The following is a 13530-nucleotide window of genomic DNA, read 5'->3' as shown; positions in this document are numbered from 1 at the left end:
GTCAGAATTATCTGGCGCATTAAAGATTCGCCCGCTAGATTCATGAAGATCACTGATCAAGGCTTTGAGATGAACACCGAACGCGACACCACGGATAACTGCGACGACCTGCTGCTGGACAATCAGGCCTGCTTCGCCCTGCATTCCACTTCACTGCTGATGACCAAGGTCTACAAGCCGCTGCTGCAAGCGCTGGGCCTGACCTATCCGCAGTACCTGGCGATGATGGTGTTGTGGGAACGGGACGGTTTGACCGTAGGCGAAATCAGCACGCGCTTGCTGACCGATCCCGGCTCGTTGACCCCGTTGCTCAAGCGCCTGGAAGTCGAAGGTTTGCTCAGCCGCACTCGCAGCCGCGAGGACGAGCGAGTGGTGATTGTCGAGCTGACTGAACAGGGTCGCGCGTTGCGGGACAAGGCGCGGGGCGTGCCCCAGTGCATCCTCGGCGCCAGCGGCATGACGCTTGAGCGGTTGCAAAAACTGCAAGCGGAGTTGCAAGTGCTGCGCAGCAATCTGCAGGACAGCCTCTAACCTCCCAGACACCGAAGATCCCTGTAGGAGCAAGCTTGCTCGCGATTGCGGTGTGTCATTCAGCGGTGAGGTTGACTGACAGGCTGCTATCGCGAGCAAGCTTGCTCCTACAGGGTTGCGGTGTTCTTGCAGCCTTAGCTCGCCTTCGCCCCTCCTGAAAAAAATCTTCGTCGAAAAAAACTGCTTCGACAGCTCTAGATCAACTCTTTCGCTAATACTCCCTCCACGGTTCTTTCCCTTTCTTGCGACTTTTTTAAAAATTTATCTTGCGCGCTAAATATTAGCGCGATACATTCATCTCGCACTTACTTAGCGCGCAAACATTTAGCGCAAGTCATCCAAACCTGAAACGAGGCCTACATCATGCAAACTCTCTACACCGCAATCGCAACCTCCACTGGCGGCCGTGACGGTCGTGCGGTTTCCAGCGACAACATCCTCGACGTCAAACTCGCCACTCCAAAAGAACTCGGCGGTGCTGGCGGCGCGGCCACCAACCCGGAACAACTGTTCGCTGCCGGTTACTCGGCCTGCTTCATCGGCGCACTGAAGTTCGTTGCCAGCCAGACCAAACGCAGCATCCCGGCCGACGCCTCGATCACTGCCCACGTCGGCATCGGCCAGATTCCTGGCGGCTTCGGTCTGGACATCGACCTGCACATCAGCCTGCCGGGTCTTGAACAAGCCGATGCGCAAACCCTGGTCGACGCGGCCCACCAGGTCTGCCCGTACTCCAACGCCACCCGCGGCAACGTCGAAGTGCGCCTGCACGTGACCGTCTAACCGTCGACTCCAAGACCGAACAGGAAACGAACATGAACACTTTCAGCAAAGTCTTGACCGGCACCCTTCTCGCCCTGTCCATCCACAGCGCATTCGCGGGCGACGGGGTTGAACACAACACCCAGGCGTTCCTCGATGTCCTGAATGCCGGCACCGGCAAACCGATGGAACAGCTTTCACCGAAAGATGCCCGGGCCATTTTGGTCGGCGCGCAAGCCGGGGTGAAACTGACGTTGCCAAAAGCAGACGTCAGCCAGAAGACCATTCAAGTCGACGGCCAACCGCTCAGCCTGACCATCGTCCGGCCGGCCGGGGTCAAAGGCGAGCTGCCGGTGTTCATGTTCTTCCACGGTGGCGGCTGGGTGCTGGGGGACTTCCCGACCCACGAGCGGCTGGTTCGGGATCTGGTCACGGGTTCGGGGGCAGCGGCGGTGTTCGTCAATTACACCCCGTCGCCGGAAGCGCATTACCCGGTGGCGATCAACCAGGCTTACGCGGCCACTAAATGGGTGGCCGAGCACGGCAAAGAGATCAACGTCGATGGCAAGCGACTGGCCGTGGCCGGTAACAGTGTCGGCGGCAACATGGCGGCCGTGGTTGCGCTGATGGCCAAAGACAAAGGCACCCCGGCGATCAAGTTCCAGGTGCTGTTGTGGCCGGTGACCGACGCCAGCTTTGAAACGGCGTCTTACAACCAGTTTGCCGAGGGACACTTCCTCACCAAAAACATGATGAAGTGGTTCTGGGACAACTACACCACCGACGCCAAGCAACGTAACGAGATCTACGCTTCACCGCTGCGGGCGACCACCGCACAACTCAAGGGCTTGCCACCTGCGCTGGTGCAGACGGCCGGTGCTGATGTGCTGCGCGACGAGGGTGAAGCCTATGCGCGCAAACTGGATGAGGCGGGTGTGCCGGTCACGGCGGTGCGTTACAACGGCATGATTCACGATTACGGTTTGCTGAACGTAGTGAGCCAGGTGCCAGCGGTGCGCTCCGCAATGCTGCAAGCGTCCGAAGAACTGAAACAACACCTGAAGAAATAACACCGCTCACCCTGTAGGAGCCGGCTTGCCGGCGATAGTGATCTTGAGGTCGCCATCGCCGGCAAGCCGGCTCCTACAAGGTCCGCGTCATGTTCCAGTCAGCGTGTTTCTGGCAGGCACAAAAAAGCCCGACTCAATGGTCGGGCTTTTTCATTCCTGAAGCAGTGCTTATTTAGCACGGCCTTTGTAGGAACCGCCTTCGCGGGTATCGATCTCGATCATGTCGCCGATTTCGATGAAGTCAGCAACCGACAGCTCGGTACCGTTCTTCAGTTTGGCAGGCTTCATTACCTTGCCGGAAGTGTCGCCGCGAGCGGAACCTTCGGTGTAGTCAACCTGACGCACGATAGTGGTCGGCAGTTCTACGGAAACCAGACGCTCTTCGAAGAAGATCGCTTCGCAAACATCGGTCATGCCTTCTTCAACGAAAGGCAGAACGGCTTCGATGTCTTCAGCGTTCAGTTCGTACATGGTGTAGTCGGTGGTGTCCATGAACGTGTAGGTGTCGCCGCTGATGAAGGACAGGGTCGCTTCTTTGCGGTCGAGGATTACGTCGTCCAGTTTGTCGTCAGCGCTGTAAACGATCTCGGTCTTGTAACCGGTCAGCAGGTTTTTCAGCTTGGTCTTCATGATCGCGCTGTTACGACCGGATTTGGTGAATTCAGCTTTCTGAACCAACCATGGATCGTTTTCGAGACGGATCACGGTACCGGGTTTCAGTTCTTTACCAGTTTTCATTGCGAATATCCGAATTTGGATGGGATTTACAAAAATCTAGGCCGCGTATCATATCCAATTTAGGTAAAACTGTACCAGCGCTGCGGCAAGATCAGCCTGCAAAGCCTGTTCCAGACACCACGCTTCGGCGTGTTTTTGCAGTTCTGGCCAGTGTTTACGGGTCGTAGCCCAATGGTCGGACATATCATGCCCGGCATTCCACTCTCGCCAAAGACCGCTGATCGCCTCGCGGGCAGGCGCAGACAGGCCTTTTGTGTAGAGCGTGAGGAAGGCTTCGAGCTTGTCCAGGTGAATGTCTTCGTCCTGCCGATAGATGTGCCAGAGCAGCGGCCGCCCTGCCCATTGCGCGCGGACAAACGAATCTTCGCCGCGCACGGCGTTGAAATCGCAGCACCAAAGCAGGTGATCGTATTGATCCTGTCGGACGAACGGCAGCACCTGCACGGTCAATGACTCGCGCACATGCACCGCGCCCGCCGCCAAACCCTCGACACCGAGCCAACGTTCGACATCACCGAGAATCCGCCCTTCGGGCACCAGCAGATGCGTGGGCACGGAATCTGCGGTCAGGACATCCAGCCAACTGGCCAGGCCGGCATTTTCGTAGGCGAACAGCGAAATCAGCTGCGCGCCTTGCGCACGATCAATCCCTAAACCTTGCAGGAATGCGCGCTGAGCCTCGGGATCTTGCTGAAATTGCCGACGCCGTTCCAGCAATCCGCTTTCACGCAGCAAGCCACCGGTGCCCTTTTGGAACCCCGGAAAGAAAAAGAATTTCTGCACGTTTTTGTACTTCACCGACGGCAAGCCGTGGCAGCCAACGACCCAGTCTTCTGCGCTCAGGTAGTCGAGGTTCAACCACAGCGGCGCCTTCTCCCGCGCCGCCATGGCCTCCATGTAAGCACTCGGCAACTGGCAGGCGAACGCGGCGATCACCACATCGGCCGCGTCAGTCGGCTGCCAGTCGGCCGTCCACTGACGCACCTCGACCCCCTCCTGCCACTGCTGTGAAAGGTTGAGATCGATGGCTGGGCACAAACGCTCGAAGGCCCGCAAATCATCGACCCACAAACGCACGTCCATCGCATGTTCGGCCACCAATTGGCGGGCCAGGCGCCAGGTCACACCGATGTCGCCAAAGTTATCGACCACGGTGCAAAAAATATCCCAGCGCCTGCGGTTTTTCATTTGAGGCATTTCAGGCATTCCAGGCTCCCGTTGGCAAAGGCGCCGATTGTCCGCATAAATTACCCCGTGCAGAAGAGCCGACGGCGATTAATCTTCATGCGACAATCGCCACTCGCCCGCGACCACCCGCCAGGAGGCAGTCATGCCCTACCGTCCCAATCCGCGCCGCCGCTTGCCGATCCAGCTCAATGCCCTGCAACTGACGGGCAGTATTGCCCTCGGATTGTGGCTGGGTTTCCTCGCGATCGCACTGACCTGCTGGCTCGCCTCGCGCCTGTTGTTCAGCGAGCAACTGGCGCCCGTCGCGCAAGCGGTGGAGCAATTGGCCAAGCCGCCGGTAGTGGTGCAACCGGTGCCGGACATTCCGCCGCAGAGCCCGATTTTCCAGCAATACGAAGAGAACCTGCGCAAGAACGAACAGGCACAACGGCTGGATCAGGCGCGCAGCAGCAACCGCAATCTGTCGAACCCCAATTGCCAGTTCTGGCTGCAACAGGACCGCACCGCACCGAGCGAAAAAAGCCGCGCCAATGTCCTGCAATTCTGCGATTGATCATGAATAAGCAAACCGTCCACCAACTGATTATCGACAAGCTGCGGATCGATCTCGACATTGCCGAGCGTGCCGCGCAAACCGCTTACGAAACGGCGACCCACGAAGAAAACATCGCCGAAAACAAGTACGACACCCTGGGCCTGGAGGCGTCATATCTGGCAGCCGGGCAGGCAAAGCGCGTGGAGGAAATCAGGCAGTCACTGACGCTGTGCCAGAACCTGACGCTGCGGCCTTATGACGACCAGCGCGGCATCGAAGTCGGCGCCCTGCTCGGTCTCGAAGACGAAAAGGGACGTGAGCAATGGCTGTTCCTGGCGCCCGACGCGGCGGGTTTGAAGGTCGATCTGGTGGGGCAATGGATTACCGTCATCACCCCTCGCTCGCCGCTGGGCAAAAGCCTGCTGGGCAAGTTCGAAGGGGACGAGGTGGAGATTCTGGTGGCGGGTGCTCGGCAACAGTTTTCTGTTACCGAGGTGGTTTAGCGGGAGATCAATGAACCGGCAGTTCGACGCCGTCGAACAGCTCTTCCAGTTCCTGCTTGTTGTGGCACTGAATGGCTTTGGCCATGACTTCGCGGGTCAGGTGCGGGGCGAACTTCTCGATGAAGTCGCACATGAAGCCACGCAGGAAGGTGCCGCGACGGAAACCGATTTTGGTGATGCTGGATTCGAACAATTCGCTGGCATCGAGCACCACCAGGTCATTATCGAGTTTGGTATCGACCGCCATTTTCGCCACGATACCCACGCCCAGCCCCAAGCGAACGTAAGTCTTGATCACGTCGGCGTCGGCGGCGGTGAACACCACTTTCGGCGTCAGGCCGCGATGGCTGAAGGCTTCGTCGAGTTTCGAACGGCCGGTGAAACCGAACACATAAGTCACGATCGGGTATTCGGCCAGCGCTTCAAGGGTCAGCTTCGACAGCTTGGTCAGCGGGTGGCCCTGAGGCACGACCACGCAGCGGTTCCAGCGGTAGCACGGCATCATCACCAGATCACCGAACAGCTCCAGCGCTTCAGTCGCGATGGCGAAATCGACGGTGCCGTCAGCGGCCATTTCGGCGATCTGCATCGGCGACCCCTGGTGCATGTGCAGCGCAACGTCCGGGTATTGCTTGATGAAATTGCTGATCACCGGCGGCAACGCATAACGCGCCTGGGTGTGCGTGGTGGCGATCGACAGGGTGCCTTTCTTCTCGTTGGAGAATTCTTGGGCGATCTGCTTGATGCTTTCAACCTTGCGCAGGATCTCGCCGGCGGTGGTGATGATGCGCTCGCCGGCCGGGGTGACGCGGGTCAGGTGCTTGCCGCTGCGAGCAAAAACCTCGACGCCCAATTCGTCTTCCAGCAGACGGATCTGCTTGCTGATGCCCGGTTGCGAGGTGTAAAGGCTTTGGGCTGTAGCGGAAACGTTGAGGTCGTGGTGCGCCACTTCCCAGATGTAGCGCAATTGTTGAAGCTTCATATGAATCCCTCAAAGCAGGTAGACGCCACGGGCATCAGCGACGGTATATAACTATATTAATGGTTTGAAGAATAAATCTAGAACTTTTTTATCAAACTGCCACTATTCGTGGACTAGCGGTCCCCTTGGCGACGGCGTTCCACCAGCGGCACCAGATAGACCGGGACCCGAGCCAACTGCAACACCCGCGCTGCGGTCCGGCCCAAAGGCGTTTCCGCGCCAGCACCATGGCTATGACTACCTACGATCAACAAATCCACGGAGAGTTTCTGCGCCTGTTCGAGAATCACCTGCGACGGATCACCCTGAAGCACCCGCACCGCTTGTATCCGCTCCAGATCCTGCTCCCCTTCATCCCCCAGTTCTTCACGAAAACTGTCGAGCACGCGCTGCTCGATATTGGCGATCACGGTGTTCAGGCCCTGACTGTGAAACTCGTTCAGCGCCTGCTCATCGAGGTAACTCTGAAGCACCGATTCGGCAAACAGCCCCATGGGTTCAACCGCGTGCACCACATACAGGTCGGCATTGAATGTTCGAGCCAGCTCCAGGGCATGCTGCATCACCAAAGGGGCGTACAGGCCGAGGTCAGTGGCATAAAGCATCGAACGAATCATATGACCTCCTCGAGTGCCAACATGGCGGAGATTGATTCAGCTTAGCAGTGCCTTGGCGAGTGCGACGTCCCGCGTAACGCGTTGAACGGCGGGCTTAAACCTTTTGCTCATTGCTTATGCCATGCGGCACATGGCCGGTAGCGACCACCTCGCGAGCCAACTCGCAATGGCCGGCCTGATCGTCGAAAAACACGTCAGCGGCAAAGGCTTCAAGGAAAGCGGACTTGGTCAGGCCACCCAGAAACAGCGATTCGTCCAGACGAATATCCCACTCGCGCAGGGTCCGAATCACCCGTTCATGAGCCGGTGCGGAACGCGCGGTGACCAGCGCGGTACGGATCGGACAGTCGTCCTCCGGGAACTCGCGCTGCAACAGATTGAGCGCCGCGAGAAAGCCCTTGAACGGCCCACCGCGCAAGGGCTCGCGGGCGCTTTCGCGTTCGCTGGCCTGGAACGCTTCAAGGCCGCCCGCCTGATAAACCCGCTCCGACTCGTCGGAAAACAGCACGGCGTCACCGTCGAATGCAATCCGCAATTCATCGCTGGCCGCACGGCTGGCGCCGCCCGACAGAATGGTCGCCGCCGCGAACCCGGCATCCAGTGCGCTGCGCACGTCTTCGGCATGGGTCGAGAGGAACAGGTCGCAGCCAAACGCCTTGAGGTACGGATACGGACTGCGCCCGCCGACAAATGCCGCGCGCGAAATCGCCAGCCCGTAATGGTGAATCGAGTTGAACACCCGCAGCCCGGTGTCGGCACTGTTGCGCGACACCAGGATCACCTCGACCCTGGCCCGGCCGAGGCTGGCATTCAGGTTCAGGAGTTTTTCAACGAGAGGGAATGCGTCGCCGGGCTCGAGGATTTCGTCTTCGTGTTCGATCTGATATTGCCGATAGGCCTCGACGCCGCTCGACAGATAAACCTTGTGGCTTTCGCTCAGGTCGAACAGCGCACGCGAAGAAATCGCCAGTACCAGTTTGTCGTCAATCGTCTTTGCCATGCCCTTCCCCCTCGGGTTGATCGACTCAGGTGTTGCGTCGATCGATAAAACTCAAACTGCGATACAACGCGTCGATTCGCGGCAATTCGCACCCGGCAGCCTTGGCCACCGCCAGTGGCCGGGCGTAAATGGCCGCCAGTTCCAGCGCTCGCTTGTGCAAAAAGTCGTGGTGCATGCTCGGCCAGTAGTCCGGCATTTTCTCGGTCATCATGAACAGATAATCGGCATAACCGGCCGGCATGTCGTGACCGCAGGCCTTCGCGCCCCGGACCACTTCGGCCATCAAGGCCTTGATCAGTTCGCGGCTGTCGGCGTCGGCCATCAACGCTGTGGTGCCCGCCCCAAGCAGAACCGAAAGGCCGTTGTAAGGAATATTCCAGACCAGTTTTTGCCAACGCGCCTGTTGCAGGTTCGCCATGGCCTGGGAATCGATGCCGGCGCTGCGGAACAACCCGGCGCCCTCCTCGACGATCGCCATGCGCGCCTGTTCATCGCCAGCGGGGCCACTGTGGTAGCCGACGTTCACTGCGCCGAGGGCCTGATGGGTGATCGCGCCCGGGCCGGAGCGATGCACGCAGATCAGACAAAGCCCGCCGAGCAGGTGCAGCGTATCGGGAAGCAATGCCCGCAGACTGTCTTCGACGTCCAGGCCGTTTTGCAGCAGCAGTACCTTGGCATTCGGCGCTGCGGCTTGAATGATCGCCGGCGCCAGACCGGCATTGCTGGTGGTCTTGGCGCCCACCAGCAACCAGTCGCAGGGCGGCATGTCTTCGGCCGACGAATAGGCCTGAACCGGATTCAACGTCAGTGCGCCGTGCGGTGCACTGTCGACGTGAAGTCCGTGCTCGGCCACCGCCGAAAACTCGCTGCGCAGCAGAAAGTGCACATCGAAGCCGGCACGCGCCAGCATGACCCCGTAAAACCCGCCGATCGCACCGGTTCCGATAATACCGATGGTCGGTTTGGCAACTGCAGCCGTCATGGCAACTCCTCTGCTGTTCTCGTCAACGCCTGACCTACGGCCTCATTCAGCTCGGTAGCGGTCAGGCGTGATCTTAGTGCCCCGAAGAACTCACCGTCGCGCACCACAAACAGCGCCGGCAAATGAAAGACCTGATAACGCTCGACCACCCCGCCGTTGTCCCCGGCATCGATCCAGCACAAGCGATCGACATCCAGATCGAGCCTGGGCAAATGCTCTCGGGCAAAACGGCAACTGGCGCAGCCGACGCTGGTAAAAACAACCAGCGAAACGCCGCTCATCGCCAGCAACCGTTGGTCGGCGTCGAAATCGGTCAGTGCCAATTCGACCACTATACTGGGGGAAACAATGTCAGATGGCCGACACATGGAGTCCGTGCTCATGGGACGTTTTATTCCTCATCCTGACGATGTACCCGTCGAATTAACGTTGCTAAAACCTGAGTGTATTTCACGGCAACAGCTGCACACTATCAGCCTCGGGGGCATGGCTTGCAATTACCACCGCGCCTGGCGTCACGGTACCGCGCTGGAAGTCCGCATGCCGACCTTGAACCCCGATATGCGCTTTCTGGGCTACGTGGCTTGGTGCTTGCGACGCAAGCGCGGCTACCTGGTAGGCATTGCCTTTGTTGACGAGCAGATGATGTTCAGCGCCCGAATGGGCGAACAGGTGTGTCAGATCGAGCGTTACTGTCGCTTGCATGACGCCCACGACGACCTGCAGGAAACCCAGGCGCTGGCCCTCGAATGGGTCCAGCAGCACGCCGACGAGTTCTCCCACGACACGGTTCGCAAGGCATTTGCGCAGGCGGTGCTGGATTAAGGGACGTCATCAATTCGTTGCGAATGGCCCTTAAACCGCTGTCTGCCCATTGTCGAGCCACGGTGTAACGCGCTAAGGTTCCGCTCCCCGACGCGCTTAATTTGCTGTGCTCCGCCGCGCGGGTTCGCTGGCGGCCGGCACCCGTGACCTGACGAGTAAACGATGGCTGATTTACCGATCAACGACCTAAACGTCGCCTCCAACGAGACGCTGATCACTCCTGACCAGCTCAAGCGTGATATCCCTCTGAGCGACGCTGCCCTGCGCACCGTCACCAAGGGTCGCGAAGTCATTCGCAACATTCTTGATGGCACCGACCACCGCCTGTTTGTCGTCATCGGGCCGTGCTCGATCCACGACATCAAGGCTGCCCACGAATACGCCGAGCGCCTGAAAGTGCTGGCTGCGGAAGTGTCCGATACGCTGTATCTGGTCATGCGCGTGTATTTCGAGAAGCCACGCACCACTGTCGGCTGGAAAGGCTTGATCAACGACCCGTACCTGGACGACTCCTTCAAGATTCAGGACGGTCTGCACATTGGTCGTCAGTTGCTGCTGGACCTGGCCGAAATGGGCCTGCCGACCGCGACCGAAGCCCTTGACCCGATCTCTCCGCAATATTTGCAGGACCTGATCAGCTGGTCGGCCATCGGCGCGCGCACCACCGAATCCCAGACTCACCGTGAGATGGCTTCCGGCCTGTCCTCGGCGGTCGGCTTCAAGAACGGCACCGACGGCGGCCTGACCGTGGCGATCAACGCCCTGCAATCGGTTTCCAGCCCGCATCGTTTCCTGGGGATCAACCAGGAAGGTGGCGTGTCGATCGTTACCACCAAGGGCAATGCCTACGGTCACGTGGTGCTGCGCGGCGGCAACGGCAAGCCGAACTACGATTCGGTCAGCGTCGCACTGTGCGAACAAGCGCTGAACAAAGCGAAGATCAAGCCGAACATCATGGTCGATTGCAGCCACGCCAACTCCAACAAGGACCCGGCCCTGCAACCGCTGGTGATGGAGAACGTCGCCAACCAGATCCTCGAAGGCAACCGTTCGATCATCGGCCTGATGGTCGAAAGTCATCTGAACTGGGGCTGCCAGGCGATCCCGAAAGACCTCGCCGACCTGCAATACGGCGTGTCGATCACCGATGCCTGCATCGACTGGTCCGCCACCGAAAACACCTTGCGCAGCATGCACGCCAAGCTCAAGGATGTGCTGCCTAAACGTGATCGCACCTGATCACTGTTCAGCGCACACAAAAACGCCGGGCTTAACCCGGCGTTTTTTTATGCGTTCGTTTTACTGGCTCAGCTTGGCCGCATGCCGCTGGTGGCGCTCCATGTAGCGCTCCACGTAGGAACACGATGGAATCACGGTGTAGCCCATTTCCTCGGCGTACTCCAGCGCCTTCTCGGTCAAGGCTGCCGCAATGCCGCGACCACGCAATGCATTGGGCACGAAGGTGCGATAGATATCCAGAGTCTGTTTCCCCAGATCCATATAGGTCAGGTAGGCACGATGACCGTCCACATTGGTCTCGAACTGATGACCTGCCTGGTCATGGTTGATGGACAACGCCTCGCTCATCACAACTCCTCTGCGGGTCTTGAATTCTGACCCCTACCTTACCGATGTTTTTCCGGCGAAGGAACATCTACGCCACCCCCGTGCCTGAATGGACACCGAGAAGAGCTGCACCGATCTCGCGCAACCGAGCACGTATCAAATAGTAGGCACCATTGGCAGAAATGCTCAAGGTGCGCTCGTCATCACGCTGGGTTGGGCGGGTGCTGCTCCGGGTTACGCAGGGACGGCTCGACCGAAGCGCTATGCGGGTCGATAGCCTGAACATTGCCGGATGTTGAGACTTAAGACGAGCGTCCCTCTATTAAGTCACCTCAACTAGGCGAAAGAGTTTGAGAGGTGCCGCGCAAATTCCGAACAAAAGTGTAGACGAATCCATCTAGACAGACTTTAGCCAAGATGGGAAAGACAGTCGTGCCCGCCGGGAACTTTTTCGTGCCAACTCGCTCAGCTCGGGCCTTGCAGCTGGATATTTTTTAATCAATCGCAAGTAAAAGTTGCTCGAAAAAGAATCAACGCCTACAATTTTTTTTGCTTCTTGCTTTACGTCAGTTTACTTACGACAAGTAATGGGTAGTATGTACGCCGGCTATTTCCTCACTCTGAGGAGACAGCTACTTTAATAGAAAGTCCTTGAAGGGGAACACGATGAACAACGTTCTGAAATTCTCTGCTCTGGCTCTGGCCGCAGTTCTGGCTACCGGTTGCAGCAGCGTATCGAAAGAAACCGAAGCACGTCTGACCGCTACTGAAGACGCAGCTGCTCGCTCCCAGGCTCGTGCAGACGAAGCTTACCGTAAAGCTGATGAAGCTCTGGCTGCTGCTCAAAAAGCACAACAGACTGCTGACGAAGCTAACGAGCGTGCTCTGCGCATGCTGGAAAAAGCTAGCCGCAAGTAATAATCCTTCGGGGTTGTTATCAAGCCGACCCATTTTTTGGGTCGGCTTTTTTATTGCCCGGCGTTTGTCCAGGCAATAAAAAACCCGCCGACGCTCTCAGCGCCGGCGGGTTCTGTTCAAGCCTTACTGCAACGGATCGATCGGTGCACTCGTCACCATCGGCGCAGAAGTATTCGGCACGGCGATTTCCACCGGCAGGCCATCTTCAGCGGCAACCACATCACGCACCACATCCCAGTTCATGCGCAGGTTGTTGGTGATGTCTTCGCGCTTGAGCATCGCGTTGATCACAGCCGTGTGCTTGTCGACGACCGACGGGTTGCCCTTGTCGTCCAGCGGCGTGTGCGCTTCCAGATACACCTTGCCGCCACTTACACCGAACTTGTACGGGTCGTTGAGAATGCGCACCGACGTGCCGACCGGCACCATGCCTGCCATTTGCAGCACGTTGTTGTTGAACATGCGGAAGCAGCCGTGGCTGGTGCGCATGCCGATGCCGAACTTCTTGTTCGAACCGTGGATCAGGTAGCCTGGTGTGCCCAGGGTGAACTTGAACGGGCCCAGCGGGTTGTCCGGGCCGGCCGGCACGACGTTCGGCAGCGGATCGCCGTCAGCGGCGTGCTCGGCCTTGATCGACGCTGGAGGCGTCCAGGTCGGGTTCGGCGTCTTCGCAACGATGCTGGTGTGGGCAATCGGCGAACCCCAGCCTTCACGACCGATACCCAGCGGGAAGGTGTAGACCACGTTTCGGCCTTTCGGGAAGTAGTAGAGGCGGTATTCAGCCAGGTTGATGACGATGCCTTCACGTGGGCCTGGCGGCAGGATGAAGCGCGTCGGCAGCACGATCTCGGTGCCGGCACCCGGCAACCATGGATCGACGCCAGGGTTGGCCGCGACCATTTCCGAGTAGCCCAGATCGTAGGTGGTGCCAAGGTCGGCGAAGGTGTCTTCGTACTTGGCCTTGATCACTTGCACCTGGCCGATGATGTCTTCACCGGGCGGTGGCAGGGGTAGCTCCAATGCTGCTACGGGGCCTGCCACACAAAGGGCGGCAAGAGTCAGGCAGCGGGTGACGGCAGGAAAGCGCGGCAACATCCGGAAAATCCTTCGCATAATCGACTGGGGTTTAAGAACGTAATTGTACACTGGCGCTCTGGTATTCGGGGAGAGACACCGATAGAGCGTGAATTGGCTGCGATATTTTTCAGGGGGCATATCCGTTTCTGCGGTAACGGCGGCTATTGGTTTCGCCCTTACGGCGAGTCACTTTGGAAAAGCCCCAAAGTAACCAAAGCGCTCTTGCCCCTTTCGTT

The 13530-nt window shown here is 58.6% G+C and carries 17 protein-coding genes; 8 read left to right on the top strand and 9 right to left on the bottom strand.

The annotated features are described in order from the left end of the window. Positions 1-69 precede the first annotated feature (69 nt). The 3 genes from PMI32_RS09900 to PMI32_RS09910 all read left to right on the top strand — a co-directional run bounded on the left by PMI32_RS09900 (position 70) and on the right by PMI32_RS09910 (position 2363). On the top strand, positions 70-531 hold the full coding sequence (locus PMI32_RS09900; RefSeq protein WP_008031411.1) for a MarR family winged helix-turn-helix transcriptional regulator: 462 nt from the start codon (positions 70-72) through the stop codon (positions 529-531). A 363-nt stretch (positions 532-894) separates the two neighbouring features. Further along, positions 895-1314, top strand: a complete 420-nt coding sequence (locus PMI32_RS09905) for an organic hydroperoxide resistance protein (RefSeq protein WP_008031409.1) — start codon at positions 895-897, stop codon at positions 1312-1314. Between the two features lie 32 nt (positions 1315-1346). Further along, positions 1347-2363: an alpha/beta hydrolase gene (locus PMI32_RS09910; protein ID WP_008031407.1), complete on the top strand. Its 1017-nt coding sequence runs from the start codon at positions 1347-1349 to the stop codon at positions 2361-2363. 168 nt (positions 2364-2531) lie between these two features. On the opposite strand, the gene PMI32_RS09915 is transcribed toward PMI32_RS09910, so the two are convergent. Beyond that, entirely contained in the window at positions 2532-3101 is a 570-nt protein-coding gene (locus PMI32_RS09915; RefSeq protein WP_007943632.1) for an elongation factor P, read from the bottom strand. 48 nt (positions 3102-3149) lie between these two features. Beyond that, complete coding sequence (gene earP, locus PMI32_RS09920; RefSeq protein WP_008031403.1) at positions 3150-4307, bottom strand: elongation factor P maturation arginine rhamnosyltransferase EarP; 1158 nt, start codon at positions 4305-4307, stop codon at positions 3150-3152. Between the two features lie 124 nt (positions 4308-4431). Here earP and PMI32_RS09925 point away from each other — a divergent pair, with 124 nt between their 5' ends. Both PMI32_RS09925 and PMI32_RS09930 read left to right on the top strand, forming a co-directional pair. Further along, positions 4432-4842, top strand: a complete 411-nt coding sequence (locus tag PMI32_RS09925; protein WP_008031402.1) for a hypothetical protein — start codon at positions 4432-4434, stop codon at positions 4840-4842. 2 nt (positions 4843-4844) lie between these two features. After that, positions 4845-5327, top strand: coding sequence for a GreA/GreB family elongation factor (locus PMI32_RS09930; protein ID WP_008031400.1), 483 nt, complete (start codon positions 4845-4847; stop codon positions 5325-5327). Positions 5328-5334: 7 nt separating this feature from the next. On the opposite strand, the gene cysB is transcribed toward PMI32_RS09930, so the two are convergent. The 5 genes from cysB to PMI32_RS09955 all read right to left on the bottom strand — a co-directional run bounded on the left by cysB (position 5335) and on the right by PMI32_RS09955 (position 9291). After that, the gene (gene cysB, locus PMI32_RS09935) at positions 5335-6309 is read right to left on the bottom strand and encodes an HTH-type transcriptional regulator CysB (RefSeq protein WP_008031398.1); all 975 of its coding nucleotides are present in this window, start codon (positions 6307-6309) and stop codon (positions 5335-5337) included. A 113-nt stretch (positions 6310-6422) separates the two neighbouring features. Then, a complete protein-coding gene (locus PMI32_RS09940; protein WP_008031396.1) occupies positions 6423-6926 on the bottom strand; it encodes a universal stress protein in 504 nt (167 codons plus the stop codon). A 94-nt stretch (positions 6927-7020) separates the two neighbouring features. Next, complete coding sequence (locus PMI32_RS09945; RefSeq protein WP_008031392.1) at positions 7021-7926, bottom strand: 5'-nucleotidase; 906 nt, start codon at positions 7924-7926, stop codon at positions 7021-7023. Between the two features lie 25 nt (positions 7927-7951). Beyond that, positions 7952-8908 carry a putative 2-dehydropantoate 2-reductase gene (locus tag PMI32_RS09950; protein ID WP_008031391.1) on the bottom strand — a complete coding sequence of 319 codons (957 nt, stop codon included), beginning with the start codon at positions 8906-8908 and terminating at the stop codon, positions 7952-7954. Next, on the bottom strand, positions 8905-9291 hold the full coding sequence (locus tag PMI32_RS09955) for a thioredoxin family protein (protein WP_032828914.1): 387 nt from the start codon (positions 9289-9291) through the stop codon (positions 8905-8907). Before PMI32_RS09955 ends, PMI32_RS09950 begins: the two co-directional genes overlap by 4 nt. Between PMI32_RS09955 and PMI32_RS09960 the strand changes: the two genes are divergently transcribed. Both PMI32_RS09960 and PMI32_RS09965 read left to right on the top strand, forming a co-directional pair. Then, entirely contained in the window at positions 9290-9733 is a 444-nt protein-coding gene (locus tag PMI32_RS09960) for a PilZ domain-containing protein (RefSeq protein WP_008031388.1), read from the top strand. The genes PMI32_RS09955 and PMI32_RS09960 overlap by 2 nt on opposite strands. Before the next feature lie 162 nt (positions 9734-9895). Then, positions 9896-10972 (top strand): 3-deoxy-7-phosphoheptulonate synthase, encoded by a 1077-nt coding sequence (locus PMI32_RS09965; protein WP_008031386.1) that lies wholly within the window; start codon positions 9896-9898, stop codon positions 10970-10972. Positions 10973-11032: 60 nt separating this feature from the next. On the opposite strand, the gene PMI32_RS09970 is transcribed toward PMI32_RS09965, so the two are convergent. Then, the gene (locus tag PMI32_RS09970; RefSeq protein WP_008031384.1) at positions 11033-11320 is read right to left on the bottom strand and encodes a GNAT family N-acetyltransferase; all 288 of its coding nucleotides are present in this window, start codon (positions 11318-11320) and stop codon (positions 11033-11035) included. Between the two features lie 645 nt (positions 11321-11965). Between PMI32_RS09970 and oprI the strand changes: the two genes are divergently transcribed. Further along, positions 11966-12217 (top strand): outer membrane lipoprotei OprI, encoded by a 252-nt coding sequence (gene oprI, locus PMI32_RS09975; RefSeq protein ID WP_003172710.1) that lies wholly within the window; start codon positions 11966-11968, stop codon positions 12215-12217. 123 nt (positions 12218-12340) lie between these two features. On the opposite strand, the gene PMI32_RS09980 is transcribed toward oprI, so the two are convergent. After that, positions 12341-13312 (bottom strand): L,D-transpeptidase family protein, encoded by a 972-nt coding sequence (locus PMI32_RS09980; RefSeq protein WP_008031383.1) that lies wholly within the window; start codon positions 13310-13312, stop codon positions 12341-12343. Positions 13313-13530: the final 218 nt, after the last annotated feature.

The sequence above is a fragment of the Pseudomonas sp. GM60 genome, from assembly GCF_000282415.1.
Lineage (GTDB): Bacteria > Pseudomonadota > Gammaproteobacteria > Pseudomonadales > Pseudomonadaceae > Aquipseudomonas > Aquipseudomonas migulae.
The sequence above is the reverse complement of the archived record's forward strand: the minus strand, read 5'-3'. Positions and strand labels throughout refer to the sequence as shown.